Annotated in this window: 31 protein-coding genes; 13 read left to right on the top strand and 18 right to left on the bottom strand. The window is 59.8% G+C overall.

From position 1 onward, the window contains the following. Positions 1–32 precede the first annotated feature (32 nt). Both ACUXAC_RS14650 and ACUXAC_RS14645 read right to left on the bottom strand, forming a co-directional pair. A complete protein-coding gene (locus ACUXAC_RS14650; protein WP_070915062.1) occupies positions 33–779 on the bottom strand; it encodes an energy transducer TonB family protein in 747 nt (248 codons plus the stop codon). 1 nt (position 780) lies between these two features. Continuing rightward, entirely contained in the window at positions 781–1,188 is a 408-nt protein-coding gene (locus tag ACUXAC_RS14645) for an ExbD/TolR family protein (RefSeq protein ID WP_038878355.1), read from the bottom strand. 529 nt (positions 1,189–1,717) lie between these two features. Between ACUXAC_RS14645 and ACUXAC_RS14640 the strand changes: the two genes are divergently transcribed. After that, a complete protein-coding gene (locus tag ACUXAC_RS14640; protein WP_004933246.1) occupies positions 1,718–2,020 on the top strand; it encodes a DUF5862 family protein in 303 nt (100 codons plus the stop codon). A 38-nt stretch (positions 2,021–2,058) separates the two neighbouring features. Here ACUXAC_RS14640 and idi read toward each other — a convergent pair whose 3' ends face one another. The 4 genes from idi to ACUXAC_RS14620 are packed head-to-tail and all read right to left on the bottom strand — an operon-like array spanning position 2,059 to position 4,943. Then, complete coding sequence (gene idi / locus ACUXAC_RS14635; RefSeq protein WP_060440927.1) at positions 2,059–2,646, bottom strand: isopentenyl-diphosphate Delta-isomerase; 588 nt, start codon at positions 2,644–2,646, stop codon at positions 2,059–2,061. A gap of 42 nt (positions 2,647–2,688) precedes the next feature. Continuing rightward, on the bottom strand, positions 2,689–2,916 hold the full coding sequence (locus ACUXAC_RS14630; RefSeq protein ID WP_072265380.1) for a non-oxidative hydroxyarylic acid decarboxylases subunit D: 228 nt from the start codon (positions 2,914–2,916) through the stop codon (positions 2,689–2,691). A 9-nt stretch (positions 2,917–2,925) separates the two neighbouring features. After that, positions 2,926–4,353 carry a non-oxidative hydroxyarylic acid decarboxylases subunit C gene (locus ACUXAC_RS14625; RefSeq protein ID WP_454266742.1) on the bottom strand — a complete coding sequence of 476 codons (1,428 nt, stop codon included), beginning with the start codon at positions 4,351–4,353 and terminating at the stop codon, positions 2,926–2,928. A 2-nt stretch (positions 4,354–4,355) separates the two neighbouring features. After that, positions 4,356–4,943, bottom strand: coding sequence for a non-oxidative hydroxyarylic acid decarboxylases subunit B (locus tag ACUXAC_RS14620; protein WP_147839701.1), 588 nt, complete (start codon positions 4,941–4,943; stop codon positions 4,356–4,358). Positions 4,944–5,126: 183 nt separating this feature from the next. Here ACUXAC_RS14620 and ACUXAC_RS14615 point away from each other — a divergent pair, with 183 nt between their 5' ends. Further along, positions 5,127–5,543 (top strand): MarR family winged helix-turn-helix transcriptional regulator, encoded by a 417-nt coding sequence (locus ACUXAC_RS14615; protein WP_060422158.1) that lies wholly within the window; start codon positions 5,127–5,129, stop codon positions 5,541–5,543. Positions 5,544–5,635: 92 nt separating this feature from the next. Here the strand turns inward: ACUXAC_RS14615 and ACUXAC_RS14610 are convergent, their stop codons facing one another. From ACUXAC_RS14610 to ACUXAC_RS14600, 3 genes are all read right to left on the bottom strand, one after another. Continuing rightward, a complete protein-coding gene (locus ACUXAC_RS14610) occupies positions 5,636–6,556 on the bottom strand; it encodes a L,D-transpeptidase family protein (protein WP_038878352.1) in 921 nt (306 codons plus the stop codon). A 233-nt stretch (positions 6,557–6,789) separates the two neighbouring features. Further along, on the bottom strand, positions 6,790–7,665 hold the full coding sequence (locus ACUXAC_RS14605) for a helix-turn-helix domain-containing protein (RefSeq protein ID WP_060422155.1): 876 nt from the start codon (positions 7,663–7,665) through the stop codon (positions 6,790–6,792). A 10-nt stretch (positions 7,666–7,675) separates the two neighbouring features. After that, complete coding sequence (locus ACUXAC_RS14600; RefSeq protein WP_060422149.1) at positions 7,676–8,053, bottom strand: hypothetical protein; 378 nt, start codon at positions 8,051–8,053, stop codon at positions 7,676–7,678. A gap of 120 nt (positions 8,054–8,173) precedes the next feature. On the opposite strand from ACUXAC_RS14600, the gene ACUXAC_RS14595 reads away from it, so the two are divergent. Further along, positions 8,174–8,995 carry an AraC family transcriptional regulator gene (locus ACUXAC_RS14595; RefSeq protein WP_454266741.1) on the top strand — a complete coding sequence of 274 codons (822 nt, stop codon included), beginning with the start codon at positions 8,174–8,176 and terminating at the stop codon, positions 8,993–8,995. A gap of 38 nt (positions 8,996–9,033) precedes the next feature. On the opposite strand, the gene ACUXAC_RS14590 is transcribed toward ACUXAC_RS14595, so the two are convergent. The 8 genes from ACUXAC_RS14590 to ACUXAC_RS14555 all read right to left on the bottom strand — a co-directional run bounded on the left by ACUXAC_RS14590 (position 9,034) and on the right by ACUXAC_RS14555 (position 16,264). Further along, on the bottom strand, positions 9,034–10,170 hold the full coding sequence (locus tag ACUXAC_RS14590; protein ID WP_171402908.1) for a porin: 1,137 nt from the start codon (positions 10,168–10,170) through the stop codon (positions 9,034–9,036). 118 nt (positions 10,171–10,288) lie between these two features. Beyond that, positions 10,289–10,555 (bottom strand): hypothetical protein, encoded by a 267-nt coding sequence (locus tag ACUXAC_RS14585; protein WP_142109216.1) that lies wholly within the window; start codon positions 10,553–10,555, stop codon positions 10,289–10,291. Further along, on the bottom strand, positions 10,540–11,310 hold the full coding sequence (locus ACUXAC_RS14580; RefSeq protein ID WP_387442974.1) for a 3-hydroxybutyrate dehydrogenase: 771 nt from the start codon (positions 11,308–11,310) through the stop codon (positions 10,540–10,542). The genes ACUXAC_RS14585 and ACUXAC_RS14580 overlap by 16 nt, the downstream gene beginning before the upstream one ends. A gap of 12 nt (positions 11,311–11,322) precedes the next feature. After that, positions 11,323–12,714: a GntP family permease gene (locus tag ACUXAC_RS14575; RefSeq protein ID WP_387442971.1), complete on the bottom strand. Its 1,392-nt coding sequence runs from the start codon at positions 12,712–12,714 to the stop codon at positions 11,323–11,325. Between the two features lie 45 nt (positions 12,715–12,759). Further along, positions 12,760–13,683 carry a 3-hydroxyacyl-CoA dehydrogenase family protein gene (locus tag ACUXAC_RS14570; protein WP_454266740.1) on the bottom strand — a complete coding sequence of 308 codons (924 nt, stop codon included), beginning with the start codon at positions 13,681–13,683 and terminating at the stop codon, positions 12,760–12,762. Positions 13,684–13,701: 18 nt separating this feature from the next. Further along, complete coding sequence (locus ACUXAC_RS14565) at positions 13,702–14,886, bottom strand: acetyl-CoA C-acetyltransferase (RefSeq protein WP_454266739.1); 1,185 nt, start codon at positions 14,884–14,886, stop codon at positions 13,702–13,704. A 14-nt stretch (positions 14,887–14,900) separates the two neighbouring features. Continuing rightward, a complete protein-coding gene (locus ACUXAC_RS14560) occupies positions 14,901–15,554 on the bottom strand; it encodes a CoA transferase subunit B (RefSeq protein WP_019453268.1) in 654 nt (217 codons plus the stop codon). Between the two features lie 11 nt (positions 15,555–15,565). Next, positions 15,566–16,264, bottom strand: a complete 699-nt coding sequence (locus ACUXAC_RS14555) for a CoA transferase subunit A (RefSeq protein WP_049212496.1) — start codon at positions 16,262–16,264, stop codon at positions 15,566–15,568. Positions 16,265–16,432: 168 nt separating this feature from the next. On the opposite strand from ACUXAC_RS14555, the gene ACUXAC_RS14550 reads away from it, so the two are divergent. The 5 genes from ACUXAC_RS14550 (at position 16,433) to ACUXAC_RS14530 (ending at position 19,663) form a co-directional block, all read left to right on the top strand. Next, positions 16,433–17,332: a LysR family transcriptional regulator gene (locus ACUXAC_RS14550; RefSeq protein ID WP_038878327.1), complete on the top strand. Its 900-nt coding sequence runs from the start codon at positions 16,433–16,435 to the stop codon at positions 17,330–17,332. Between the two features lie 108 nt (positions 17,333–17,440). Continuing rightward, positions 17,441–18,445: a hypothetical protein gene (locus ACUXAC_RS14545; RefSeq protein ID WP_454266738.1), complete on the top strand. Its 1,005-nt coding sequence runs from the start codon at positions 17,441–17,443 to the stop codon at positions 18,443–18,445. Continuing rightward, the gene (locus ACUXAC_RS14540; protein ID WP_387442960.1) at positions 18,445–18,834 is read left to right on the top strand and encodes a hypothetical protein; all 390 of its coding nucleotides are present in this window, start codon (positions 18,445–18,447) and stop codon (positions 18,832–18,834) included. The genes ACUXAC_RS14545 and ACUXAC_RS14540 overlap by 1 nt, the downstream gene beginning before the upstream one ends. A 27-nt stretch (positions 18,835–18,861) precedes the next feature. Beyond that, the gene (locus tag ACUXAC_RS14535) at positions 18,862–19,254 is read left to right on the top strand and encodes a hypothetical protein (protein WP_454266737.1); all 393 of its coding nucleotides are present in this window, start codon (positions 18,862–18,864) and stop codon (positions 19,252–19,254) included. Between the two features lie 13 nt (positions 19,255–19,267). Beyond that, positions 19,268–19,663: a hypothetical protein gene (locus tag ACUXAC_RS14530; RefSeq protein ID WP_454266736.1), complete on the top strand. Its 396-nt coding sequence runs from the start codon at positions 19,268–19,270 to the stop codon at positions 19,661–19,663. Positions 19,664–20,087: 424 nt separating this feature from the next. Here ACUXAC_RS14530 and ACUXAC_RS14525 read toward each other — a convergent pair whose 3' ends face one another. Beyond that, positions 20,088–20,387, bottom strand: a complete 300-nt coding sequence (locus tag ACUXAC_RS14525; RefSeq protein WP_454266735.1) for a hypothetical protein — start codon at positions 20,385–20,387, stop codon at positions 20,088–20,090. 245 nt (positions 20,388–20,632) lie between these two features. Here ACUXAC_RS14525 and ACUXAC_RS14520 point away from each other — a divergent pair, with 245 nt between their 5' ends. From ACUXAC_RS14520 to ACUXAC_RS14500, 5 genes are all read left to right on the top strand, one after another. Then, on the top strand, positions 20,633–22,003 hold the full coding sequence (locus ACUXAC_RS14520) for a glutamine synthetase family protein (protein WP_060457160.1): 1,371 nt from the start codon (positions 20,633–20,635) through the stop codon (positions 22,001–22,003). A gap of 29 nt (positions 22,004–22,032) precedes the next feature. Next, positions 22,033–22,443 (top strand): GNAT family N-acetyltransferase, encoded by a 411-nt coding sequence (locus ACUXAC_RS14515; protein ID WP_308379298.1) that lies wholly within the window; start codon positions 22,033–22,035, stop codon positions 22,441–22,443. 13 nt (positions 22,444–22,456) lie between these two features. Further along, positions 22,457–23,146 carry a trehalose-6-phosphate synthase gene (locus tag ACUXAC_RS14510; protein ID WP_087762978.1) on the top strand — a complete coding sequence of 230 codons (690 nt, stop codon included), beginning with the start codon at positions 22,457–22,459 and terminating at the stop codon, positions 23,144–23,146. Positions 23,147–23,741: 595 nt separating this feature from the next. After that, positions 23,742–25,352, top strand: coding sequence for an ABC transporter permease (locus ACUXAC_RS14505; protein ID WP_225529120.1), 1,611 nt, complete (start codon positions 23,742–23,744; stop codon positions 25,350–25,352). Positions 25,353–25,367: 15 nt separating this feature from the next. Continuing rightward, the gene (locus tag ACUXAC_RS14500; RefSeq protein WP_454266734.1) at positions 25,368–26,159 is read left to right on the top strand and encodes an ABC transporter ATP-binding protein; all 792 of its coding nucleotides are present in this window, start codon (positions 25,368–25,370) and stop codon (positions 26,157–26,159) included.

The raw sequence follows: 26,159 nt of genomic DNA, 5'->3' as shown, positions 1-26,159 counted from the left end.
ATCCCATAAAAATCAAACGATTAACCCTTGCGCTAAGGCGCCTGATAATTGAACGTTGCGGTAAATCTTTTGGTTGTTTGCCCGGCGAACGCCTCGCTCGGGAACGGCTTCACTGAACTGATGCTTTGCAGGCTGCTCATCGCCGCGCGGTTCAGCAGCATGCTGGCAGCTTTGTTGGCGATGCCGGAAGAGAGCACCCGCCCGCTGCGATCGACCTCCAGCCACACTTCGACGTTGCCCTGCGGGCGCTCGAGCGAGGCCTGGCGCCCGCTCGGGTAGCGCTTGCGCTGTTCCAGCTCGCGGCGCAAGGCCAGCAGATAGCCGTTTTCAATCGCCTGCGCGTTCACCTTCGGCGCCGCCGGGGCGGCCGGTGCGGGCTGCGCCGCCGGTTTGCTCACCAGCGCGCGCGGGGCGGCAGGCGCCGGCGTCGCTTTAGGCTTCTCTACCGGTTTGGCTTTCTCCTTCACCGGTTTGGGTTTGGGCTTCGGCTGCGGTTTCGGCACCGGCTTGGCTTCCACGATCGGTTCCGGCGCCGGCACCACCGGTTCGGGGATCGGCTCCGGCTCGGGCGGCGGCGGTTCGGGCTGGGGTTCCGGCGGCGTTTCCGGTTGGGGTTCCGGCGCCGGTTCAGGCTCCACCAGCGCCAGTTCGATGGCGGTTTCGTCGTAGCGCGGCTGGATCTTCAGCGCCGCCTGCTGGCTGGCGAACAGCAGGCAACCGGCGACAATCAGCGCCGGCAGCCAGCTGAAAAGATGACGTGAGCGATAGAGCAGATACATGTCACAGCTTCCGTGTCGCGATGGAGACGGAGAGGAAACCGCCCTGGCGCAGGTTGTCCATGACCGCCACCAGCCGCTCGACCGCCACGCCCTTGTCGCTGTTGACGATGATGGTGGTGGTCTGGTTGGCCTGCTGCTGTTGCTTCAGCGTGTTGACCAACGCGTCGAGCGCAATCGGCTGGCCATCCAGCTGCAGCTGCTCGTCGGCCCCCAGCGTGACGATCGCTTTTTTCTGCGGTTTCAGCTGCTGCGCGCTGCCGGCAGACGGCAGCTGCGTTTTCAGCCCGAGCGCCGGAATGACGTTCAGGCTGATCAAGACGAAAAACACCAATAAAAACATCATCACGTCGATCATCGGGATCAGCTCGATGTGCGCTTTATTCTTTTTCGGTTCGTTCCAGTTACGCATGACACTCCCTCCCAAAAGCGAAGCAGCCAATATAGGAGGGGTTTGTTTACCTTTTGTTACGCTTGTGTGATCTTATTTTCACAGTGTGGATGTTTTGCGAGAATTCTTTCAATGACGGGAGGCGAGCACGGAGATATAACCCATTAATTAGCTATAGTTTTTAATGGAATAATCACAGGGCGGACGCACTCGCCTAACGGGTAGCAGAGCCTGAAATGTGAAAATAGTGACAGCCACGGCGGGCCCACGGCAACGACAAGAAGAAATCGCCTCAGCCCGTCCGCAATAAGGGCATGATGAGGTTTCCAGTGATATCGCCTTTTTTAACCAAGAATATTCTCAACCCCTGTCATAAAAATATCGACAGAAAATAAATAGTCGCATATATAACCAAACAATATTCCTCATTGGATATATTATTGCCAACAGATTATCAGCTGTTATATTTTTAAAGTGGAATAGCGCCACAGCGTTATTCTCGGTATTAATTAACCCCACTAAGTCACCCTTTTATTTATAAGGATTGTATATGAAAGTACTTAGTCAATATGAAGAGCAGTACGTTAGCGGTGGCGATCTGAACGCGGCCTGGGATGGGTTGCTGGACGGCGCCATGACCGGCGCGCTGATTGCAGGCAAATCCGCAGGGGCCGGCGGCTTTATTGCCGGCGCCGTCGGCCAACTGGTCGGTACCATCATCGGCGGCGTCGCAGGCGGTGTGGGGCTGGGGCTGTATGGCCTGACCCATACGCAGCAGGAAGTGGCGGACTACGCAAAACATTTCCGCGAAACTATCGGCTCCACCTCGACCTCGGTCGGCGGCAGCCTGTAAGCACGAATAGATAGTCACCCCCGCGGTGGCTATTTATTTTATTGCCGCCCTACGCCGCCCGCTGAACGCTTGACCATTATCGCATCCCGATATTCTTTCAAACCTGCGGCTATCGCGTCGGTATTCAATTGCGAAACCATCCACGGGCTGAAACCAAAAGGCGTTAATTTTACCGCCGCCATTAAATGATTGAGCTCGACCCAGGCATAATCCGCGACCTCATCCGGATTGCGATGGAGCGCGCCTTTTATTTGCGCGGCAAATACCGGGCAAACTTCATTTTCCATTACGCCGGACGCATCGGTAGCCTGATAGCTGAAAGCTTCGCTCAGCAACATTATCTGCTCCACCTCCGTGCCCAGTTCAACCTGGGCACGGCGCATCACCGCCTGTGCCAGCGCCTCTTGCGGCAGGGGATGGCCGCAAAAGGAATTGGTCCAAACCCCCGGCCAGGCGGTTTTACTCAACGCACGTCTTGTGGCCAGCACGTTGCCCTCTGGGGTAAAGAGATAGCATGAAAAGGCCAAATGCAGCGGCGTATGATGCGTGTGCACCTGATTTTTCGGCATCGTTCCGCAAGGCTGCCAGGCGGCATCGAGCAAAACGACGTCTTCGTTATTCATCATAGCGATTTCCATCAAAAGACGGGCTCTTGCCCGTCTTTGGGTTCATTTCGTCAAAAGAGGAGGAATGGCCGGCACTTCCGGCGCATTATCGATATCCTGCTGAGTCATGCGAAACTCAGGCGGATAATGCTCCCGTTCCGTTCTGCGGGCGGGTTCGGTATTCCGCCAGGTATAAAGACAGTGCTGGCACTGGTATACCGTCCATACGCCCTTGACCGGTGAATGCGCCATGACGTCTATCTGTTTATCGGCACAACGAGGACAAATCATAGGAGCTCCTTAAGGACGGTTAGCCAACATGGCGGTTAATTTATCCACCCACAGGGCGGTCTCAGGTAAATCCTTGACCGGCTGACTGTAGTGGCCACGCGCATCCGGAGCCACCGGCGTTGTCGCGTCGATGATCAACTTGTCGGTAATCCCCGCGGGGCTGGAGCCGGGATCCAGTTCCAGCACGGACATGTTCGGCAATTGCACCAGATCGCCGGCCGGATTGACCTTGGCGGACAGCGCCCACATGACCTGCGGCAGATTGAAGGGGTCGACATCCTCATCGACCATGATCACCATTTTCACATAGCCCAATCCGTGCGGCGTGGTCATTGCCCGCATCCCCACCGCGCGCGCGAAGCCGCCGTAACGCTTTTTGGTGGAAATGATGACGAGCAGCCCGTGGGTATACATCGCATTGACCGCCTGCACTTCCGGAAACTCGGCTTTCAGCTGCTGATACAACGGCACGCAGGTGGCCGGCCCCATCAGATAGTCGATTTCTGTCCAGGGCATGCCCAGATACAGGGATTCAAAAATCGGCCGCGTTCGGTAAGAAACCTTATCGATACGCACCACCGTCATGTTGCGGCCGCCGGAATAATGGCCCGTAAATTCGCCGAACGGGCCTTCAATCTCGCGCTTGCGGCCTTCAATCACCCCTTCGATGATCACTTCAGACCCCCACGGCACATCGAAGCCGGTCAAAGGGGCCGTCGCTATCGGATAGGGGCTTTCGCGCAGGGCGCCGGCCATCTCATACTCCGACTGATCGTATTTCAACGGCGTCGCCCCCATCAGCGTAATGATGGGATCGTTGCCCAGCGTAATGGCAATCGGCAGATCCTCTCCGCGCTCTTCGGCTTTACGCAGATGCAGCGCGATGTCGTGCATCGGCACCGGTTGCAAACCCAGCTTGCGTTTGCCCTTCACCTCCATACGGTAAATGCCGACGTTTTGCTTGCCGAAATGAGCGGGATCTTCAGGATCACGGGAAACGACGCAGGCCTTATCCAGATAAAAACCGCCGTCGCCGTCGTTTAGGCGAAACAACGGCAGGATTTCAAACAGATTAATCTCCTCGCCGTTGACCTCATTCTGCGCCCAGGGCGGATTATCGCGGCGCTCTGCAGAGACAGGGAAATGATCCCAGCGGCGAATATACTCATCGATTTGCTGTTTCACCGGCGTGGTCGGCGCCAGGCCCAGCGCGATGGCGTGATTCTGCCATGAGCCGAGGGTGTTCATCACCACATGCGCATGTTCAAAGCCTTTAATGTTCCTGAATGCAATGGCGGGGGCGCCCTCACCGATTCTTCCGGTGGCGTTGGCCGCCGCGGCGATATCCGGCTCCGCCTGCACCTCCTCGGCAATGTCGAGTAATTGCCCGGCCTTATCCAATGCCGCCAAATAACTTCGAAGATCGTCATAAGCCATATTTAACCCTCCTGACTGTAAACCTCTTTTTTTAATCCAGCCCAGCGTTTTGCCCGGCTGTAATCAAGGCCAAACTGGTCCAGAACCCGTGCGACAATATGATCGGTGACGTCATCAATATGAGTGGGATGGTTATAATAAGCGGGCATCGGGGGGACCAATGAAACGCCCAGCTTCGAGAGCGCCAGCATATTTTCCAGATGGATGGCGCTCAGCGGCGTTTCCCTTGGAACCAACACCAGCTTCCGCCCTTCTTTAATCATGACATCCGCCGCTCGGCCAATAAGCCCCTCAGCATAACCCGCGCGAATTCCCGCCAACGTTTTCATGCTGCAGGGAATAATGATCATGCCATCCATGCGAAATGAACCCGAGGAGATCGTGGCGGCCTGGTCGGCCGCACTGTGTGTGACATCAGCCATCGCCATCACGTCACGTAGGCTGTGCTTTGTTTCAAGCTCAATGGTCTTTTTGGCCCACCGGCTCAAGATCAAATGCGTCTCTATACCTTCGATATCTTTCAGGGCCTGGAGAAGCGCCGTACCGAGCGGTGCCCCGGTAGCACCCGTCATCGCGATCGTTAATCTCATGCCTACCTCGACAAAGTTCGTATACGAACAATATGTCAAATCTAGCCCTGGGATCGGGATAAAACAAGCGGGCAAGATGTAACCGTTCGTAAACGAACGACCTGCCAGGGCAAGTATCTCTCAGCGGTCAGTTTTGTTATATTGATATTATTGCTCGCTTTTTTCCTCTTAAGGAATAAACGTATGAACAGAACGCTGGCCAATACTTTTTTCCATCTCATCCGCGAGTTGCTTCAGGATCATAGTTCTCAATGGCAGAAATCGCTCCCTGAACTCAGTAAACAGCAATATTCCATTCTGGCCACCGTTTCAGAAACTCCGGGTATTGAGCAAGTCGAGTTAATGGAGGCGGCAATCAGCAGTAAAGCCGCGCTGGCTGAATTACTCAGCCGAATGGAAGGGAAAGGTCTGTTAAAGCGTGAAGCAGGCGAGCAGGACAAGCGCCGCCGATTTATTTACCTGACGCCTGCGGGACAGGCGCTGTTCGAAGCCAGCCGCCCAATCGCCGACGCGATTGATAACAGGTACCTTGAACGGGTCAATAAAGAGCAATATGAGTCGGCGCTTTTCGCTTTACAGACGATGGTGGGAAAAAAATAAATTAACCCTCTCGGCAGAGATAAAGATTCAACAGCCATAAAAAAAGACGCCCGCAGGCGTCTTTTTATCGCGTTCACTGAAGCCCGAGGCAATCAGTTCACTTTCACCGGCATACCGGAACGGGCCTTGATCGCCGCGTCCACTTCGCTCTGGTTGACGCCGGCGTCCATCAGCACTTTGCCGACCGGCGCGGAAATGGTCAGCGGCACCGGATCTTTCGATTGCAGCTGCTCTTCGTTGGCCGACAGCGGGTTGTGCACTTCCACGTAGCGCGAGCCGTCCGGCTCGACGGTGGCTTTCATCGGTTCGTTGATGAACTGCACGCGGGTGCCGACCGGCACTTTCTCGAACAGGTACTTGATGTCGTCGGCACGCAGACGCACGCAGCCGTGGCTCACGCGCAGGCCGATGCCGAAGTTGGCGTTGGTGCCGTGAATGGCATACAGGCGGCCAACATACAGCGCATACAGCCCCATCGGGTTATCCGGGCCGGCCGGGAACACCGCAGGCAGGATTTCACCGTCGGCCGCATATTCGGCGCGCATCTTGGCGGTCGGCGTCCAGGTCGGGCCGTCTTTCTTGCGCTGTACGGTAGTGGTCCAGTTCAGCGGGGTGTCTTTACCCAGCTGGCCGATACCGATCGGCAGCACCACCACGGTGTTAGATCCTTTCGGGTAGTAGTACAGACGCATCTCGGCGCTGTTGATGATGATGCCTTCACGCGGCGCGTCCGGCAGGATCAGCTGCTGCGGGATGGTCAGGGTGCTGCCGGCCTTCGGCAGGAACGGATCCACGCCCGGGTTGGCCTCCAGCATGTTGCTCAGCCCCATCTGATACTGGGCGGCGAAGCTTTCCAGCGGCAGTTTGCTGTCTTCCGGTACGGTGATTTGGATATTCTCGCCCACCAAACGGCTGTCTTTTGGCGGCAGCGGGTAGACGACGGCGAAGGCAGCCTGGCTGAATGCAACCAGTGCCGTAAACAGGGTTAATAACGCGCGAATGCTCATTTTCATCTTCGTGTTGGTCAAGGCCACTGGCGATTATGGGTATCGGTTTCTACGGCCACTTTACCCCATTGCATTTCAGCCGGCAGCCAACGGCGCTGCGGCCTGAAAAACCAGGGGGGATTTGACCGGATGCGCATTATATGTGCACATCAATCAAAGTGTGAACCATTACCGATGTAATATCGCAATTTTTTGTAACCTGACGCGCCACGAAGGCGATTTTTTGCGAGAACCGCCGCCTAACCGGCGGCGGCCAACGCTTCCACCCGCCGAATAGGGATCAGATATTCGCAGCGGATCGCCGCGCCGCCGAGCGGGCAGCTGCCCTCCTGCGCCGGGTAGAAACGCTCAATATCCTGCCCCGGCCGGCGGACGGCGTTCATCTGCGGCATCGCGGTGTCGTACAGCCGCACGATAAAGTTTTGTAACCCTTCCGCCTGCCCTTGATAGGTGAAACGGGCATACTCCCCCTGTTCGATAATCACCCGCTCCCCCATCGCCCCTTCGTCCGGCAGAGCGGCGGTATAGGCCATGCGCGGATTACCCCGGCGTTGCCTGTCGACCTCCAGACTGGTGAGGCCGTATACCACCTCCGGCAGCGCCTGCGGCTGCAGCAGCTGCCGCCAGGCGTGGCGGCGCAGCTCGCACTTGGAGGCCGCCAGCTGCCCCAGCGTAAAGCTGCGGCGCTGGGTGTTGCCCACCAGCTGCATGGCGGGCAGCGTCACGATGTCGGCCTGCGGCAACGGCGTTTCGGTCAGCCGCAGCGGCGGCTGCAGGCCGTAGCTCGACCAATCCTGGCTGCGGCGATAGCTGGCCGGCGGCAGACCGAACTGTTTGCGGAAGCAACGGGTGAAGGTCTGCTGCGAATCGAACTGGTAAGTATCGGCGATGCAGGCCACGCTGGTGCCGGTCAGGCGCAGTTCGCGCGCGGCGGCGGTCAGCCTTCTGCGGCGGGCGTAAGTGCCGAGAATATGGCCGGTATGTTGCTTGAACATCCGCTGCAAATGCCACTTGGAGTAGCCGGACTTGGCAGCAATGTCGTCCAGCGTCAGCGGCTGATCCAGGCTCTGCTCGATCCAGGCCAGCAGCTGTTCAATCACCTGTTGCTGGTGCATGGTATTCCCCTTATTTTAACAATAACGTCTGCGCCAATACCCGCCCTGCGGCTTCATCGGCGGCCACCAGCACCGGATAGCCCCAGAACTTGGCGCCGTATTCGGCGAATTCTTCCGCCGCCGTGCGTTTGGCGTCATCCGGCTCCAGCATGATCATGCCTTTCACCCACAGCTTCAGCGCCTCGCGGTTATCGCGCTTCCACAGCGCGACCTGGGTGCGGGCATCGCGGTCATGTTCTTGTTCTTCATCGCCGACGCTGCGGTCGGTCATCAGGACAAAGGGTTCGGCGCGCGCCAGCAGCGCGCTGAATTCGGCCAGTTCGGCCTGGGTATCGCGCCCGTTTTGGCGCATCCATACCAGCGGAAAATCGGCGGTATCCAATGACATAATCAGTTTCCTCAGGAAATGGTTTAGGACTGGCGCTTACTTTATCGGCACCGGCGCTAGACCACATTGCGCAATCAGGACATAATACTTTTCAATTCCGCCAAATTGAGAATTGTTCTCATGAAAGTACAGATCCCCCGCCACTGTCTGGATATCGATCAGGTGCCGCGCCCGCTGTTTGCCCTGCAAGGTTCGACCCTCGAGCAGGACTGGGAAGTCGAGCCGCACCGCCATCAGAAGGCGCAGCTGATCTACACGGTACGCGGCATGATCCGCTGCGAAGTGGAAAACGGGCTGTGGCTGGTGCCGCCGCAGTGCGCGCTGTGGATGCCGGGCAACGTGTTGCACAACGCTCAGGGCGCCGGCTCCACCGAGGCCTACTGCCTGTTCGTCGATCAACATGCCGCCGCCGGTCTGCCGCAGAACTGCTGCACGCTGTCGGTCTCGCCGCTGCTGCGCGAGCTGCTGCTGCAGGCCAGCACCTTCGAGCCGCTCTACGACGAACAGGGCGCCGAGGGGCGCCTGACGGCGGTATTGCTGGACCAGCTGGCGGCCGCGCCGATCGAGAACCTGCATCTGCCGGTGTCCGACGACGCACGCATTCGGCAGTTGACCGAAGGCATGCTGAGCAGCCCGGCGGACAAATCCACCCTCGGGCAGTGGGCGCAGCGCATCGGCATGAGCGAGCGCTCCCTCAGCCGCACCTTGCAACAGCAGATGGGCATGAGTTTCGGCCACTGGCGGCGCCAGCTGCACGTGATGCTGGCGCTGCAGCGCCTGACGCAGGGCGAGAGCGTACAGACGGTGGCGCTGGATCTGGGCTACGAGAGCGCCAGCGGCTTCGTCACCATGTTCAGAAAGGCGGTAGGCAAACCGCCGGCGCGCTACCTGGCGGAGCGCAACGCCTCTGGAGAGACCCTGGGCGGGGCGATCAGCATGTGAAAAAGCCGGCGCAGGCGCCGGCTTGGAGCAGGTGAAAATCAGAAGTCGTAGAACACCGTAATCCAGGTGGAGTCCGGCTCGTTGTCGCTGCTGTTGGCCAGCGTGCGCTCCACATACACCGACAGGCCGTAACCGATGGTGGTGCCCGCGCCGAGGTAAACGTGGTTGGCGTGATACGCCTCGTCCCCCTTCAGCCGCAGCGAGTCCGCCGCCACGTAAGGCTGGACGGATTTGAGGAACGGCTTGTCGATATTGAAGGTGTAACCGACAAAGCCTTCCAGCCCGTAGCCGTCACCGGCGAAGAAGTGCGACAGCGTGCGCTGGCGGGTGCTCGGCACATAATCTTTGTAATAGCTGGCGGTGCCGACGATGTACCAGTTGTTCGGCTGCCAGGTCAACGCGGTGCCGGACAGCTGCTGGTGATAATCCTTTTCGCTGTACAGATTGTCTTTGATCTTCGCGTCGGTATAACTGTAGGCCGCGCTGAAGGTGAAATCCTTCGTCACCTTGTAATCGAAGCCCAACCCGCCCCCGCCCTTACGGCGATAAATCAGGTTATCCGCGGTATGCAGATCGTCTTCCGGCAATAAATAGTTGGCGTACAGCGTTACCGGCCCGAAATCATTGGTGTACTTGATGCTGTTTTTCGGTTTATTGCCGCCGTCGTAGTCGCCGGAAATACCGATGCCGGTGCCGCCCGCATGGCCATCGTTATCCCAGACGTCGCTTTTGATGCCGACCACCGAATAATAGATGCCGTATTGATGGCCGTAGGTCAGGGTGCCGTAACGATCGTCTTTAAAACCGGCGTACAGCTGGCGCTGATAGTCGCGCTTGCCGTCTTCGTTATAGTGCCCGTCCCAGCTGAGCGCGTGCGCCAGATCGACACCCCACTCGTAATAGCCGATGATCGAGGTATCCTGCGTCAGCGCATAGTCGCCGCTGAAGCGAAAACGCGTGCCGCCGTCGTGGCCGTTTTTGTCATAGCCCGGCTCCGGGCCGTTATTGAAGATCCACTCGGGGCGAATGCTGCCGCCCACCTTTACACTGAGCGGCGCCAGCAACACATTGCTCTGCGGGTTTTTATCCAGAATGGTGATCTCGGCCTGTGCGCCGGCGGATAACGCCGACAGCAAGACGCCGCCAATGAATATTGGCGTTGTATTTTTTCTCATTATTACCCCTGCCCGAAAAAATTATTGTTATAAACACGGTGGTCTTAAGCCACGCAGAAATAATTAACCGATGTGAACAGCGCACGCAAGATATAAAAATTCACGCCATAACCTGTCATTATTTCAGGTTGGATTTAATTTCAGCAAAAACGTGTTCATCTGTAACGCGAAGAAAAATAATGTAATAACCGCAGCACAAAATAAACCAATCCGCACGTTTCACCCAAAATAAACCGGCGTGATTATCCGGGAATAAAAATAGCAAATAACAAATAAATATTATTGCCGCAGGTAAACCGTCACGCAGGGGAATTAACTGATGGCGGGAAATAACGACGGAGCGCGTTGCGCGCTCCGAGAGAGAATTCACTACTGTGCCAGCCAACCGCCGTCCATGTTCCAGGCGGCGCCGCGCACCTGCGCCGCCGCATCGCTGCACAGGAACAGCGCCAGCTCGCCGAGCTGCTCTGGCGTAACGAACTCTTGCGAAGGCTGCTTCTCCGCCAACAGCTCATCGCGCGCCCGCTGCGGGTCGGTCCCGGCGGCAATGCGTTTGTCGATCTGCTGCTGCACCAGCGGCGTCAGCACCCAGCCGGGGCAAATGGCGTTGCAGGTGACGGGCGTGCGCGCGGTCTCCAGCGCCAGCGTCTTGGTCAGCCCCACCACGCCGTGCTTGGCTGCCACATAGGCCGACTTGTCTTTCGACGCCACCAGCCCGTGCACCGACGCCACGTTGATGATACGCCCCCAGTGGCGCTCACGCATCCCCGGCAGCGCCAATCGGCAGGTGTGGAATACCGCCGACAGGTTGATGGCGAGGATGGCGTTCCATTTCTCCACCGGGAACTGATCCAGCGGCGCCACGTGCTGAATGCCGGCGTTGTTCACCAGAATGTCCACGCCGCCGAACTCGCGTTCGGCATACTGCATCATGTCCGCTATCTGGGCCGTATCGCCGAGATCGGCGCCGTGATACCCCGGCGCGGCGCCCAGCCGCGCGACCTGCGCTTGTGCCTGCTCCACGTCGCCGAAGCCGTTGAGGATCACGCGCGCGCCGGCGGCGGCCAACACGGACGCTATCCCGAGGCCGATGCCACTGGTCGAGCCGGTCACCAGCGCGGTTTTGCCTTGTACACTCATGGTATCGCTCCTTTAAACAAAGCCGGTCAGGTAGAACACGCCGATCACGAACAGCACCGCGGCGCTCTTGATCAGGGTGATGGCGAAGATGCCGCCATAGGCCTGCCGGTGGCTGAGGCCGGTGATCGCCAGCAGGGTGATCACCGCACCGTTGTGCGGCAAGGTGTCCATGCCGCCGCTGGCCATCGAGGCCACCCGGTGCAGCACCTCCAGCGGAATCTGTGCCGCATGGGCGGCGGCGATAAAGCTGTCGGACATCGCCGCCAGCGCGATGCTCATACCGCCGGAAGCCGATCCGGTGATGCCGGCCAACAGGGTGACGCTGATCGCTTCGTTCAGCAGCGGGTTGGGGATCGCCGACAGCGCCTGCGACAGCACCAAAAAGCCCGGCAGCGCGGCGATCACCGCACCGAAGCCGTATTCGGAGGCGGTGTTCATCGCCGCCAGGATCGCGCCGCCGACCGCCGTCTTGCTGCCTTCCGCCAGCCGGCCGCGAATATTGCGAAAGCCGAACACCACCACCAGCAGAATACCCGACACCAGCGCCGCTTCCACCGCCCAGATGGCGGTGATCTTCGCCACGTCGGTGGTGATCGGCTTGGCCAGCCCCGGCAGCGTCAGCTCGTGGCTGGCGCCGTACCACTGCGGGATCCAATGGGTGAAGCCAAGGTTGAATACCCCGACCAAAATCAGCGGCAGGATGGCGATCAGCGGGTTCGGCAGGTTGATGTCGTCCGGGGTTTCCGGCTCGTTCAGCAGATCGGAGCCGTACCCTTCTCCCTTCAGCTGCGCCTTGCGCCGCTGGCGTTCAAGATACAGCAGACCGACCGCGATGATGAACAGCGAGCCGATCAGCCCCAGCCACGGCGCGGCCCAGGCATTGGTGCCGAAGAAGCTGGTCGGGATGATGTTTTGGATCTGCGGCGTGCCCGGCAAGGCGTCCATGGTGAAGGAGAAGGCGCCGAGCGCCACGGTGGCCGGGATCAGCCGCTTGGGGATACCGCTCTGGCGGAACAGCTCGGCGGCGAACGGATAGACCGCGAACGCCACCACGAACAGCGACACCCCGCCGTAGGTCAGCAGCGCGCACACCAGCACGATCACCGGAATGGCGTGACGCCGGCCGAGAATGCGGATCGCCGCCGCGACGATCGAACGGGAGAAGCCGGACAGCTCGATCAGCTTGCCGAACACCGCCCCCAGCAGGAACACCGGGAAGTAGAGCTTCACGAAGCCGACCATCTTCTCCATAAACAGCCCGGTGAAAGTCGGCGCCACCGCGCCGGGATCGGTCAACAGCACCGCGCCCAGCGCGGCGATCGGGGCGAACAAAATCACGCTGTAGCCGCGGTAGGCGGCCAGCATCAGTAATCCCAGTGCTGCCAGGGCAATCAAAACGCTCATCGGTCACCTCAGTATCGTTGTTATTGTCAGGTACGGAGTGCGAAATTACGGTTTCAGCGCAAAGCGCAGCTGATGCGCCCGTCGCCGTTGAATGCGTTCCCTGCGTGCGTCATCCCAAAGATAAAATCCCCGGCCGCTGCGCTGGCCGGTATCGCCGCGCTGCAGCCGCTGTTCCACCAACGCCATCATCTCGTCGCCGGTCGCCAGTTCAGGGAACAGGTGGCGGGCGATGTCCGCCACCGTCGGCAGCCCGGTCATGTCAGCGGCCTCCAGCGGGCCGACCATGGCGTAGCGCCGCCCCAGCGAGGCGCGCATCACCTGATCCACCACCTCGGCGCTGGCGATGCCGCTGTGGACGATGTGCAGCGCCTCGCGCAGCACCGCAAACTGCAGCCGGTTGCCGACAAACCCCGGCGCGGCGCGCTCCAGCAGCACCGCCTCCAGCGCCATCCCGCCGAGCAGCGCCTGCACCGCCGCCAGATGGCGCGGATCGGTGGCGCGGCCGGGCACGATCTCCACCAGCGGGATCAGGTGCGGCGGGTGCCAGAAGTGGGCGATCAGCAGGCGCTGCGGGTGGGTCATGCGCGCCGCCAGCTCGTCCGGCGGCAGGCCGCTGGTGTTGCTGGCAATCACCGCGTCGTCGGCGATCAGCCCTTCCAACTGCTCATACAGCGCGTGCTTCAGCTCGAGCCGTTCCGGGATCGCCTCGATAAGCAGCCGGGCGCGCGCCACGTCGTTCAGATCGCCGGTCACGCGCAGGCGCGCCAGCGCCGCATCGCGCTCAGCGTTATCAAACTGCCCGACGTCGCTCAGCTCGGCCAGAATGCCGCTCGCCACCGCCGGCGCCTCCACCCGGCGCTGCGGATCCGGGTCATACAGCAGCACCTCATGGCCGTGGCGAATAAAGTGGGTGGCGATGCCCACCCCCATCAATCCGGCGCCCAGTACCGCATAGTCAGATGACTGCATCGTGCCCTCCTCGGTTGTTTACGGGCGCTCTACCGCCAGCGCCACGCCCTGCCCGCCGCCGATGCACAGCATCGCCAGCCCCTTGTTCACCCCGCGGCGCTGCATTTCGTACAACAGCGACACCAAAATGCGGCAGCCGGACGCGCCGATCGGATGCCCCAGCGCGATCGCTCCGCCGTTGACGTTGACCCGCTCCACCTCCCAGCCCAGTTCTTTGCCCACCGCCAGCGCCTGCGCGGCAAAGGCTTCGTTAGCTTCGATCAGATCGACCTCCTCCAGCCGCCAGCCGGCTTTCTCCAGGCAGCGGCGCGCGGCCGGCGCCGGGCCGATGCCCATGATCGCCGGATCGACGCCCGACGACGCGTAACCGGCGATGCGCGCCAGCACCGGCAAGCGCAGTGCGGCGGCTTTTTCCGCGCTCATCAGCAGCACCACGGCGGCACCGTCGTTGAGCGACGAGGCGTTGCCGGCGGTCACCGTGCCTTCCTTGCGAAACGCCGGGCGCAGCCGCGCCAGCGCCTCCAGGCTGGTGTCGCGCGGCTGTTCGTCGTGCTTAACAAGCAACGCCTCACCCTTCGGCTTCGGCACCGTCACCGGCGTGATCTCCTGCGCGAAACGCCCGGCCTGCTGCGCCGCCTGCGCCTTCTGCTGCGAGCGCAGCGCAAAGCTGTCCTGCTCGGCGCGGCTGATAGCGTATTTCTCCGCCAGGTTCTCGGCGGTGATGCCCATGTGGTAGTCGTTGAAGGCATCCCACAGGCCATCGTGGATCACGCTGTCCACCATCTGCGCGTGACCGAGGCGCAGGCCGGCGCGCGCGCCGGCCATCAGGTAAGGCGACTGGCTCATGCTCTCCTGGCCGCCGGCAATCACCGCCTCGCCGTCGCCGCTGCGGATCGCCTGCACCGCCAGATGCACCGCCTTCAAACCGGAGCCGCACACCTTGTTGATGGTCAGCGCCGGCGTTGTAACGGGCAGCCCGGCGTTCAGCGCGGTCTGGCGCGCCGGGTTCTGCCCGCAGCCGGCGGTCAGCACCTGGCCAAGGATCACTTCATCGATCTGCTGCGGCGCCACGCCGCTTTGCGCCAGCAGCCCCTGCACCGCCGCCGTGCCCAGTTCCACCGCCGTCAACGGCGCCAACGCGCCGTGAAAACTGCCGACCGGCGTGCGCGTCGCCGCCACGATCACCACTTCACGTTGTTGCACATTCACCTCCCGATTCAGAAACGCATTTCCGGCACTTGCTCCGGCACGATCAGCCGGCCGGCGGTTTTGGCGACAATCTCCGCCACGCTGACGCCCGGCGCGCGTTCGCGCAGCACGAAGGCGCCGTCTTCAATTTCCAGATAGGCCAGATCGGTCAATACCTTGCGGATGCAGTTGGCGCCGGTCAGCGGCAGCGTGCAGCGCGGCAGCAGCTTGGACTCGCCGCCCTTCGAGGCGTGGGTCATCACCACGATGATGTTCTCCGCCCCCGCCACCAGATCCATCGCGCCGCCCATGCCCTTGACCATCTTGCCGGGGATCATCCACGAGGCGATGTTGCCCTCGACGTCCACTTCAAACGCCCCCAGCACGGTCAGATCGACGTGGCCACCGCGGATCATGGCGAACGACTGCGCCGAATCGAAGATCGACGCGCCGAGGCGCGCGGTGACCGTCTGCTTGCCGGCGTTGATCATGTCGGCGTCCAGCTGCTGCTCGGTCGGGAACTCGCCCATCCCCAGCAGGCCGTTTTCCGACTGCAGCATCACGTCCATGCCCGCCGGCACGTAGTTGGCCACCAGCGTCGGGATGCCGATGCCCAGGTTGACGTAGTAACCGTCCCGCAGCTCTTGCGCCACGCGCTGCGCCATTTGTTCACGGGTAAGCATGCGAATTCTCCTTATGCCCGCAGGGTGCGTTGTTCGATACGCTTCTCGAAGGTGCCCTGGATCAGCCGATCGACGTAGATGCCGGGGGTGTGGATCGCCGCCGGATCCAGCTCGCCCGGCGCGACGATCTCTTCCACTTCCACCACCGTGATGCGCCCGGCGGTCGCCATCAGTGGATTGAAGTTCTGTGCGGTGTGGCGGTAGATGACGTTGCCGAAGTGATCGGCCTTCCAGCCTTTAACGATGGCGAAATCGCCGGTGATGGCGGTTTCCATGATGTAAGGGCGGCCGTTGAACTCGCGCACCTCTTTGCCTTCGGCGATCGGCGTGCCGTAACCGGTGGCGGTGAAGAACGCCGGGATACCGGCGCCGCCGGCGCGGATCTTCTCCGCCAGCGTGCCCTGCGGCGTGAGATCCACCTCCAGCTCGCCGCTGAGCGCCTGCTGCTCGAACAGCGCGTTTTCGCCGACGTAAGATCCCACCACCTTGCGGATCTGCTGGGTTTCCAGCAGCCGCCCGAGGCCGAACCCGTCGACGCCGCAGTTGTTGGAGACCACCGTCAACCCGCGCACGCCGCGCCGGCGGATCTCTTCGATCAGGTTTTCCGGGATGCCGCACAGGCCAAAGCCGCCCGCCAGCACCGTCATGTTGTCCGTCAGGCCTGCCAGCGCTTCCTGGTAGCTGCCGACGCGTTTGTCGAGCCCTGCCATATCGTTGCCCCTGCATGTTGCGGCGCAGGGCGAAATGCCCTGGCTTGCGTGAGGGCATCTTCAGGTCACAAAAATGATTTGTTAATTTTGTTTTTATGCCGCATTCATTTAGAATTTTTATTAATCAGTCGTTAACCGACAATTAACAAAGAGTTAACGCCAGCCAAAATGAAAATGAGCATCAAACAGTTACGCGCGTTTTTAGCGGTAGCTCACACTCTGAACTTCGCCCAGGCCAGCGAGCGGCTGAATATTTCTCAGCCGGCGCTCAGCCTGGCGATCCGTGGGCTGGAAGACGCGCTGGGCGGGCCGCTGCTGCTGCGCACCACCCGCCGGGTGACGCTGACGCCGGAGGGCGAAACCTTCTTCCCGATGGCGCGCCAGCTGCTGGCGGATTGGGATAACGCGGAAGAGGCAATGCGCCAGCGCTTCACCCTGCAGATGGGCAAGGTGGCGATCGCCGCCATGCCGTCGTTCGCCGGCAACCCGCTGCCGCCGATCCTCAAGGCGTTTCGCGATCGCTACGCCGGCATCAACGTGGCGGTGCACGACGTCATCAACGAGCAGGTGTTTGAAATGATCCGCGAAGGGCGGGTGGAGATGGGCATCGCCTTTGAACCGGAGCCGAGCGACACCCTGCACTTCACCCCGCTGTGCCGCGATCGCTTTCTGGCGGTGGTGCCGAAGGATTCGGCGCTGGCGCGCAAGGCGCAGGTGAGCTGGAAGGAGCTGCTGACGCTGGATTTCATCACCCTGCAGCGGCCATCGGCGGTGCGGCTGCTGCTGGAGCAGGAGCTGGCCCGCAGCGGGCGAACGCTGGAGGTGGCGTTTGAAAGCCACCAGCTGGTGACGGTCGGGCGCATGGTGGCCAACGGCCTCGGCGCCAGCGCGGTGCCGGCGCTGTGCGAGAAACAGATGGATGAGCTGGGGGCGGTCTGCGTGCCGCTGATCGGCCCGATCATCGAACGGCGCGTGGGCCTGATCCGCCTGGCGCAGCACCAACTCTCTTCCGCCGCGCAGGCGCTGGCGACGGTGATCGAACGGGAAATGGCGGGGAGTGGCGGGTAAAGCGGCACCAGCATTTTCAGATGATTCTCCGATCGAGAGCGTGAGCCAGAACCTGTTACCACCCTGTAGAAAATGTTAAGTTTCCTAAAAATAAGGAGGCTTTTCGACATGGAACAGAAGTCCAGCAACATCGCACCGGGCTATTGCATCGCCCAACAAGCAGGCCCGCTCGCCTTCCACGCCAACTACCTGTTCGGTGGCAAGCCATCCGAAGCGGCACGCTTTTTTATGCAGCTCAATGCCGATACGCCTCTGGTTCAACCGGGGCAAATACTGATCGTCGCCGATCCGCGCAATCATCATCAATCTACGCAGATCGCCGCCCTGATGCAGGCCAAGAGCCGCACCAGCAAAGCGGTGAAAGCCGGTGACAGCGATTTCTCTGCCTTCTTGCACCGCAATTACGCCGCTATCGCCGCCTTCACCAGCTATGGGGAAACGGTCATCGGGCTGGCTTCGGATGCCGGAGAACGCTACTTCAGTCAGATCAAAAATATCCTGGTCGAAATTGAAAAAACCTACCAAAATCAGTTCCGCACGAGTGGCGCTTTGATTGGCACTCAGTTTCAGGTGGAACGAGCGCGGCTGTTCGGTACATTAAAACCGTTACTGAATCGCCTTACTCGTGCTCAACTCAATATGAAAGAGTATGCGCAAATCAAACACGCGCTGGGGCTCTCCAGTAAATCGCTGGTGCATGAATGGAGTACCGCTGGCGTCGGTGCCATCAAGGGCTATTCAAACTACGTCGACAGCGCCAGCCGTGCGGCCAAGTTTATGAAAGCCGGCGGCTGGATCGGCATCGGATTGAGCGGGCTGAATACCACCAACGACGTCTACAATGCTTGCACCACCGGCCGCGAACAGGAGTGCGCCAAGATCGCGGTGAAGGGGTACAGTCATTTTGCGGCAAGTACTGCGGCGGGGATTTTGGGGGGTGAAGGTGGTGCGATGTTAGCAATGACAGCTTGTAGTATCGTCTTAGGCGCCTCCACATTTGGTACCGGTATTTTAGCTTGTGGTATAGCAGGCGCTGCTCTGGGTGGCGCAGCTGGCAGTTGGGGTGGCGGTGCAGCCGCCGACAGCATTACTGGTTTCATTTTTGGTGAATAATGAAAATCGCTATCGTTCTGTTCTTCACTCTGACATTGATTAGTGCCCTGGTTCAGTACTTTTACTATCGGCGCTATAAAGACGAATTTTCTAAATTCTATCAACGCTATGTGCAAAGCACCCACCCCCTGCCTCCATTTGTCATCTTCGCGGATAACCTTGGTTTGCTCGGTGTATCTATCAAAGCGCAATGGTTCCGTTGGATATTGAATGGCAGAAAAATAAAGATAGGGAAAAACGTTTTTCTGAGCCCAAAAACCTACGAATTCGTGAATGAAAACACATCTCAACGCCTCAAAAACTGGCTTCGAAAAGACTTCATCTTAAGCGTGCTGAAAATGGGGTGTTTGGCGTTGATGTGTATCTTTGCTTTTTTAAGCAAGGCATAACGCCCCTTGAACCTTAGCCGGTGGCTTATGAAAACAGCATCACTTATTGCAGCCGCGCTGCTCTTAGTTTGTTGGCTGGCTCAATATATTTACTCTCGTCGCTATAAACGTGAGTTCGATGTTTTTTATCAACGCTATACCCAACAGGGCCACTTTGTCCCTGCTCACGTCGCGATTGCCGATGGCCTTGGCTCTTTAGGTACTTCCATCAAAGCCCAATGGTTCAGATGGATCCTTTGCGGGAAGAAAATCAAGGTGAAGAAAAACCAATATCTTCCCGCCAAAACCTATGAATTTGTTCGTCTTTCATCATCTGAACGCTTGCAGACCTGGATGAAAAACAACGGCACGTTTTTGGCGCTGGAAGGCGTGCTCTTCATCATGGCATTGATCTTTATGTTGATAGCGAGAATGTCATGATTCAGGCTACTCAATGAAAACCCTTGTCATATTATGCTTAACGCTGCTGGTTTTAAGCGCCTTCATCCAATTCATTGGCTACCGTCGCCATAAAAAAGAGTTTGACGCTTTCTATCAACGTTACGCCGACAGCGGACATTTTATTCCGCCCTACGTCGCCTTTGCCGATAGCCTCGGCATGCTTGGAACCTCATTGAAAGCACAGTGGTTTCTTTGGATTCTGAAAAGGAAAAAAATAAAAATAAAGGATCAAGTTTGGCTCGATGCGAAAACCTACGATTTCGTGCAAAAAACCGCCTCTCCTGAGCTACAGAAGTGGCTGGCGATGGATTTTATACTTTTGCTCGTAGAGGCCATTATTACCACCGTGGGCTGTATTTTTATTTATCTCATCAAAATCAACGTATAAAAATGATCAATTATATTGAGCCTTTCATAAAAGAGATAAAACTCTTAGTGGTATTACTATTCTTTCTTTGCCTTCTTATCGCTATTATCCAATTTATTTACTATCGACTTCATAAAAAAGAGTTTGATCTCTTTTATCAACACTATGTGGTGAGTAAACACCCTGTTCCACTTTTTGTCGTGATAGCGGACAACCTTAACTTCATCGGTGTTTCACTAAAAGCCCAGTGGTTTCGTTGGATTTTGAACAACCGGAAATTAAAACTGACTCGCAACGTTTGGTTAAGCCCCAAAACCTACGACTTCGTTCGAACTGCTTCATCACCAAGGCTACAAAGTTGGATCCGTAATGATTTCAGACTATTAATGCTACAAGGAGCACTCTTAATCATCATGTGTCTCCTGAGCTATCTCCTGAAGTCGGTCTAATCTCCCTCCACCGCCTGCACCGCCGCCTTCTGCGTGGCGCGCTGATATAAGCACAGCTCCCTGCCCGGCTTGTTTTTCATAAACGGCTGCGGGTAGCGCCCGCCGATAAACAGCGCCGAATAGCCGACGTCATCACCGTAGTGAACGATCGCCCCTTCTACCTTGGCGTTTTTTAGCCCGCTGGCTTTCAGGCAGGCGGCGCGCATCGCCCTTTCGCTCTCGGCCCACGCCTGTGGGGAAGACGCGGTGGCGTTGAACGCGGCCAGCGCGGCGATAAGCAGCCCTATTCTCTTCATCGTTATCTCTCCTTCAACGGCCCGTCTCGCCAGTATAGACCGTGCCGGCGCGGCCAACCCGCCAACGCCGCCGTACTCTTTACGGCATTTTTATTCCGCGCCCCGTTAACGTTACGGCGTTTTTACAGACAGTTTTTGCCGCCGCAGATACCCTTCTCACATCGCCGCTATGGCCTTACAAGAGAGTTGTCCCATGCGTTTATCCCTGCCTCTGGCCGTGATCGGTCGCCGTTCTGGAGCGCGCCATGCATTCTAATATCATCGGCTTCAATCCGCTGTTGGCGGAGCTGCCCGCTTCGCCAACGCGCGCCTTCCACAAAGAGCTGGAACACTACCTGCAGCGCTATCCGCAGACCGAACAGCTGGATATTTATCTGCACGATCTGAACGGCCAGCTGCGCGGCAAGCGACTGCCGATCGCCGAAGCCTTTGGGCTGGAGAAAGGCTGCTACTTTCCGCTGTCGATCTACGCCCTGGATCTGCACGGCCGAGTGATTGAAGAAAGCGGGCTGGGGCAACGGGCGGGCGAGCCGGACCGCTTGTGCCTGCCGGTGCCCGGCACGCTGCGCCCCTGCGCGCGCGATCCCGAACGCCACGCCCAGCTGCTGCTGACGATGCAAAACGCCGACGGCGGCGCCTGCGAGCTGGAGCCGCGCGTGGTGCTGCAACGGGTGCTGAAGCGCCTGCACGAGCGTAACTGCTTCCCGGTGGTGGCGGCCGAACTGGAGTTCTACCTGCAGGATCCGCAGCACCCCGCCGAGGCGGAAACCTGCCCAACGCAGAGCTTCGCGGTGGATGCGCCCGAGCGCCACCATGCGCTGCTGAGCGACATCGAACGGCACGCCCGCCTGCAAAACCTGCCGTTGACCGGCGTGGTGGCCGAAGCCGCCTCCGGCCAGTACGAGCTGAATCTGCATCACAGCCGGCGCGTGCTGGAAGCCTGCGACCAGATCATGGCGCTGAAACGCCTGACGCGGCAGATTGCCGAGCAACATCACCAGCACGCCTGCTTTATGGCCAAGCCCTGCGCCCACGCCGCCGGCAGCGGGCTGCATTTCCATATCAGTTTGCAGGACGAGCACGGCGAGAACCTGCTGACCGGCGCGCCGGGCGAACTGAGCGACAACATGCAGCAGGCGATGGCAGGCATGCTGGCGCTGATGCCGGCGTCGATGGCGATCCTGGCGCCCAACATCAACGCGTTTCGCCGCTTCCGCCCTGGCATGCACGTGCCGCTGCGCGCCTCCTGGGGCCACAACAACCGCACGGTGGCGCTGCGCCTGCCCTGCGCCGACAGTGCCAACCAGCGCATCGAATACCGCCTGGCCGGCGCCGACGCTAACCCCTATCTGGCGCTGGCGGTGATGCTCGGCGGCCTGCTGCACGGGCTGGAAAACCCGCTGCCGCTGCCGCCCGCCGCCAACGGCTGCGAGAGCGACAACGCCGCGCCCTTGCCGCTCGGCCAGCAGGAGGCGCTGGCGCTGTTCCGCCACAGCGATCCGCTGCGTGAGCTGCTCGGCCCGGCGTTTTGCACCCTGTGGCACACCTGCAAAAGCGCCGAACTGCGCCGCTTCGAGGAACAGGTCACCGCCGCCGAACTCGGCTGGATGCTGTAACCACCCGGTTCATTAACCTAAGGATAATCATGAACATGCAATCGCAACGGGCGCCCGTACAGCCGCTGCTCTGCTGGCGCAAAGGCGTTTTTCATATCAGCACCGATCGGCAGCTGTTGGATATCGAGGCGATCCAGCGTTTCCTCAGCCTGCCGGATCGGGCGGCGGCCGAGCGCCTGGTGCACCACGGCCTGTGCTTTGGGCTGTACCGCAAGCGCCACCTGCTCGGTTTCGCCCGCATGGTGACCGATTACGCCACCTTCGCCTCGGTGAGTGAACTGTTCGTCAGCGCCGAATACCGCGGCATCGGGCTGGGCAGCTGGCTGACGCGCTGCTGCCTGGCGCATCCGGCCTTGCGCGGCCTGCGCGTCACGCTGCCCGCTTTGCAAGCCCCCTGGCGCGCCGACGGTGCGGCGCACGCCCTGCGCGCCCTTCACTGATAAGGAGGCCCCCATGTCTCGTTTGGTGCTGATTTCCAACAAGCAGTGCGACGGTAAGGATCTGGCCTGCGCCGGCCAGACGCTGGCGGCCGACGCCGAACCGGGGCTGTGGCTCGGCTGGAACGGCGACGTGCAGAATTTCGCGCAGCGCCCGATCAGTTGCCGTCAAGGCACCGGTTACGATCAGGTGACCTTTCCGCTGTCGATCGAGGAGTTTCGCCGTCACTATCAGGGCTATTACCACGACGGCCTGTGGCCGGTGTTCCACAACCAGCCGGAGAAGGCGCACTTCACGCCGGAAAACTACCGCGCCTACCGGCAGCTGAACCGCCGTTTTGCCGATATCGCCTGCGAGCACCTGTGCCCCGGCGACATCGTCTGCATCGACGACTACCAGCTGCTGCCCTGCGCCCAGGCGCTGAAGGAGCAAGGGCTGCTGAACGCCTGCGCGTTCTTCTTCCACCTGCCGTTCCCGTCGGCGGCGCTGCTGCGGCGCATCCCGGAACATCGCCAGCTGATCGCCTCGCTGCTGTTCTACGATCTGATCGGCTTTACCACCACGGACGATCGCAACGCCTTTCTCAGCTGCCTGGCGGCCGAGTTCCCGCTGGAGATGCTGCCCGACGATCAGATCCAGGCCAACGGGCATCTGTTCGCCACCGGCATTTTCCCCGCCGGCATCAACGGCAGGCAGGTTTATTGATTTACGGCGGCGCGCCCCCTTCAGGCGCGCCGTTTTATTTCGCCGCGATTTATTTTTACCGCCTTTATTGCCATCACCATGCGTTATTTCATTTTCCGGATATAGCGATTAAAAAATGAATATTCATCCTGTTACATATCAACCGTAAAAACCCTATTCCGCCAATTGCTTTTTATTAGTGAAACACATTACCCTCTCCCTGCCATATTTAAACCGAGGAGGGCCCCATGGGCGATGAAAGTTTTAGTTTTACGCTAATGCTATTGGGCGTCTTTCAGTAATGCCATCCGCGTTGCATTCTGAAAGACACAGAATGCGGCATCCGCTCCCCTTCTGACGGCCTTTCCCGCTCTGCCGGCCCACCCATCGCCCCGCTGCGAAAACAACGTCTGTCTCAACCGCTACGGCGGTATTTATCTGGTGTCGCCGGGCATATTCCCCGAGCGCCGACGGATTTCTTATGGGAAAAATAAGGTATTGCGTTATGCAAAATAACCGGGGTACATCTATTTTCAGAAAGTCTTATTTAAACGACTTTATCGTTATCGCCATCGGTGTTTTTTTCATTGCCTTTTTTATTCGTGCCTGGGGTGACATGCACGGTGACTTCAATGAACAAAACGTCTCTGCCATCAGTCTTGATGCCTGGAACCTGCTTTATTATTCGCTCAGAACCAGCATGCGCTTTCTCCTCGGCATGGCCTGGTCGCTGCTGTTTTCTGTGGTATTCGCCGTGCTGGCCGCGCGCTATACGCCGCTGCGCCGGGTGATCCTGCCCTTCGTCAACTTTATGGAGTCGGTGCCGCTGGTGGGGTTCCTGACCTTCACGACCGTGTATTTTCTCAACCTCTACCCGCACAGCGTGATGGGGCTGGAGTGCACCGCCATCTTCGCGGTGTTTACCGGCCAGGCCTGGAACATGATGCTGACGCTGTATCAGACGCTGCGCATCGTGCCCAAGGAGCTGGATGAAGCCGCACGCAGCTTCAATTACAACCCGTGGCAACGCTTCTGGCGGCTGGAGTTCATCTATTCGGTGCCGGGCCTGCTGTGGAACGCCATGGTGTCGCAATCCGCCGCCTGGTTCGCCCTGGTGGCCTCCGAGGCCATTCCGGTCGGCGATCGCTCGGTCGAACTGCCCGGCGTCGGTTCCTACATCGCCGAAGCGCTGGCGCAGCAGAACGTGCCGGCGATCCTGTATGCGATCGTCGCGCTGGCCGCCAACATCGTGCTGCTCGATCAGCTGGTTTTCCGCCCGCTGGTGCGCTATACCGCGCGCTTCAAATACGAAGACGTCACCGCCAGCCGGCCGCTCGGCAATCCGTGGTTCTACAACAGCCTGGCCTTCTCGCACGTCGGCGCGGCACTCGGCCGCACGCTGCGCGCGCTGGCTGACCTGTGGCTGTTCAAGCTGCCGCGGCTGTGGTACGCCCTCGGCCTGCACCGCCTGTTCAGGCTCGCCGCCAAGGGGAACTGGCTGTGGCGCAGCCTGTGGTATCTCGGCGTGGTGCTGGCCTGCGTCTGGTTCGGTTACCGGCTGTGGGAATACTTCCCCAAACAGTACTTCGCCATGCTGCCGGAATGGATGCTGCTCACCACCGCGCGCGTGGCCGCGGCCATGCTGCTCAGCGTGGCGATCTTCACGCCGTTGGGGGTGTGGATCGGCATGAATCCGCGGCTGGTGAAGATCTTCCAGCCGATCATCCAGATCCTGGCGGCCATTCCGCCCAACATTTTCTACCCACTGATCGCCGCCTTCATCGCCATTTATCATCAGGATCTTGGCTGGTGGGCCATCCCGATGATCATGCTGGGCACCCAGTGGTACGTGTTGTTTAACGTGATCGCCGGCGTTTCCGCCATTCCAACCCAGATCACCGAAGTCAGCGAAACCTTCGGGCTGCGCCGCTTCCGCTGGTGGCGCTACTACATGCTGCCGGCAATTTTCCCCTACATCGTGACGGGCATCATCTCCGCCGCCGGCGGCGCCTGGAACAGCGCCATCGCCGCCGAGGTGATCCAGTGGGGCAGCACCACCCTCAGCGCCACCGGGCTGGGCGCGTTCATTTCCGTGGTCACCGACGCCGGCAAGAACCCGGAGTCCGCGCTGGGCTGCGCCGCCATGTGCGCGCTGGTGGCGCTGTGCATCATCTTCGTCTGGCAACCGCTGTATCGCATCGCGGAAACCAAATTCAAATATGACTGATCAAGGGGGAACCACATGGTGACTCAAGAGGTAATTATCAGCGCCCGCCGGCTGAACAAGACGTTTATCGGCGAAAACAAACGCCCCAAACCCGTGTTGCGCGACGTATCGCTGACCGTACACGCCGGCGAGTTCGTCACCATTCTGGGGCAATCCGGCTCGGGCAAGTCCACGCTGCTGCGCATGCTGGCCGGGCTGATCCCACCGGACAGCGGCACGCTCACGCTGGCGGGCAAACCGGTCGACGGCCCGAGCGCCAACGTCGGCATGGTGTTTCAGTCCTACGCGCTCTATCCCTGGCTGACGGTGTACGACAACATCGCCTTCGGGCTGCTGGCGCAACGGCTGCCGCCGCAGACGATCGCCGAGCGGCTGGGAGCGCTGCTGCGCCTGGTGGGCCTGACCGGCTATGAGCACGCCTGGCCGCGCGAGCTTTCGGGCGGCATGCGTCAACGGGTGGGCTTCGCCCGGGCGTTGGCGGTAGAGCCCGACCTCTTGCTGCTGGACGAACCCTTCTCCGCCCTCGATATCTTTACCGCGCAAAAACTGCGGGGCGACCTGCTGGCGCTGTGGGGAGACAACCGGCTGCGCACGCGCGCCATGGTGATGGTGACGCACGACGTCGAAGAAGCGGTGCTGATGTCCGATCGGGTGCTGATCCTGGACGCGGCCAGCAAACGGATCGACGACGAATTCAGCGTCAATATCCCGCGTGCGGCGCGCAACCGGGAAAGCCTGCGGCACCTCACCGATCGGATCCGCAGCTGCCTGTACAAAAAAATCGCGCAAGCGCAATCGGCCGGTTAA

This window comes from Serratia sp. 121840015-1, from assembly GCF_053627655.1.
The sequence above is the reverse complement of the archived record's forward strand: the minus strand, read 5'-3'. Positions and strand labels throughout refer to the sequence as shown.

Excerpts from the sequence above, each read along its gene's own strand:
- ACUXAC_RS14650 (WP_070915062.1), bottom strand. The coding sequence starts at position 779 with ATGTATCTGCTCTATCGCTCACGTCATCTTTTCAGCTGGCTGCCGGCG.
- ACUXAC_RS14645 (WP_038878355.1), bottom strand. The coding sequence starts at position 1,188 with ATGCGTAACTGGAACGAACCGAAAAAGAATAAAGCGCACATCGAGCTG.
- ACUXAC_RS14640 (WP_004933246.1), top strand. The coding sequence starts at position 1,718 with ATGAAAGTACTTAGTCAATATGAAGAGCAGTACGTTAGCGGTGGCGAT.
- idi (WP_060440927.1), bottom strand. The coding sequence starts at position 2,646 with ATGATGAATAACGAAGACGTCGTTTTGCTCGATGCCGCCTGGCAGCCT.
- ACUXAC_RS14630 (WP_072265380.1), bottom strand. The coding sequence starts at position 2,916 with ATGATTTGTCCTCGTTGTGCCGATAAACAGATAGACGTCATGGCGCAT.
- ACUXAC_RS14625 (WP_454266742.1), bottom strand. The coding sequence starts at position 4,353 with ATGGCTTATGACGATCTTCGAAGTTATTTGGCGGCATTGGATAAGGCC.
- ACUXAC_RS14620 (WP_147839701.1), bottom strand. The coding sequence starts at position 4,943 with ATGAGATTAACGATCGCGATGACGGGTGCTACCGGGGCACCGCTCGGT.
- ACUXAC_RS14615 (WP_060422158.1), top strand. The coding sequence starts at position 5,127 with ATGAACAGAACGCTGGCCAATACTTTTTTCCATCTCATCCGCGAGTTG.
- ACUXAC_RS14610 (WP_038878352.1), bottom strand. The coding sequence starts at position 6,556 with ATGAAAATGAGCATTCGCGCGTTATTAACCCTGTTTACGGCACTGGTT.
- ACUXAC_RS14605 (WP_060422155.1), bottom strand. The coding sequence starts at position 7,665 with ATGCACCAGCAACAGGTGATTGAACAGCTGCTGGCCTGGATCGAGCAG.
- ACUXAC_RS14600 (WP_060422149.1), bottom strand. The coding sequence starts at position 8,053 with ATGTCATTGGATACCGCCGATTTTCCGCTGGTATGGATGCGCCAAAAC.
- ACUXAC_RS14595 (WP_454266741.1), top strand. The coding sequence starts at position 8,174 with ATGAAAGTACAGATCCCCCGCCACTGTCTGGATATCGATCAGGTGCCG.
- ACUXAC_RS14590 (WP_171402908.1), bottom strand. The coding sequence starts at position 10,170 with ATGAGAAAAAATACAACGCCAATATTCATTGGCGGCGTCTTGCTGTCG.
- ACUXAC_RS14580 (WP_387442974.1), bottom strand. The coding sequence starts at position 11,310 with ATGAGTGTACAAGGCAAAACCGCGCTGGTGACCGGCTCGACCAGTGGC.
- ACUXAC_RS14575 (WP_387442971.1), bottom strand. The coding sequence starts at position 12,714 with ATGAGCGTTTTGATTGCCCTGGCAGCACTGGGATTACTGATGCTGGCC.
- ACUXAC_RS14570 (WP_454266740.1), bottom strand. The coding sequence starts at position 13,683 with ATGCAGTCATCTGACTATGCGGTACTGGGCGCCGGATTGATGGGGGTG.
- ACUXAC_RS14560 (WP_019453268.1), bottom strand. The coding sequence starts at position 15,554 with ATGCTTACCCGTGAACAAATGGCGCAGCGCGTGGCGCAAGAGCTGCGG.
- ACUXAC_RS14555 (WP_049212496.1), bottom strand. The coding sequence starts at position 16,264 with ATGGCAGGGCTCGACAAACGCGTCGGCAGCTACCAGGAAGCGCTGGCA.
- ACUXAC_RS14550 (WP_038878327.1), top strand. The coding sequence starts at position 16,433 with ATGAAAATGAGCATCAAACAGTTACGCGCGTTTTTAGCGGTAGCTCAC.
- ACUXAC_RS14545 (WP_454266738.1), top strand. The coding sequence starts at position 17,441 with ATGGAACAGAAGTCCAGCAACATCGCACCGGGCTATTGCATCGCCCAA.
- ACUXAC_RS14540 (WP_387442960.1), top strand. The coding sequence starts at position 18,445 with ATGAAAATCGCTATCGTTCTGTTCTTCACTCTGACATTGATTAGTGCC.
- ACUXAC_RS14535 (WP_454266737.1), top strand. The coding sequence starts at position 18,862 with ATGAAAACAGCATCACTTATTGCAGCCGCGCTGCTCTTAGTTTGTTGG.
- ACUXAC_RS14530 (WP_454266736.1), top strand. The coding sequence starts at position 19,268 with ATGAAAACCCTTGTCATATTATGCTTAACGCTGCTGGTTTTAAGCGCC.
- ACUXAC_RS14525 (WP_454266735.1), bottom strand. The coding sequence starts at position 20,387 with ATGAAGAGAATAGGGCTGCTTATCGCCGCGCTGGCCGCGTTCAACGCC.
- ACUXAC_RS14520 (WP_060457160.1), top strand. The coding sequence starts at position 20,633 with ATGCATTCTAATATCATCGGCTTCAATCCGCTGTTGGCGGAGCTGCCC.
- ACUXAC_RS14515 (WP_308379298.1), top strand. The coding sequence starts at position 22,033 with ATGAACATGCAATCGCAACGGGCGCCCGTACAGCCGCTGCTCTGCTGG.
- ACUXAC_RS14510 (WP_087762978.1), top strand. The coding sequence starts at position 22,457 with ATGTCTCGTTTGGTGCTGATTTCCAACAAGCAGTGCGACGGTAAGGAT.
- ACUXAC_RS14505 (WP_225529120.1), top strand. The coding sequence starts at position 23,742 with ATGCACGGTGACTTCAATGAACAAAACGTCTCTGCCATCAGTCTTGAT.
- ACUXAC_RS14500 (WP_454266734.1), top strand. The coding sequence starts at position 25,368 with ATGGTGACTCAAGAGGTAATTATCAGCGCCCGCCGGCTGAACAAGACG.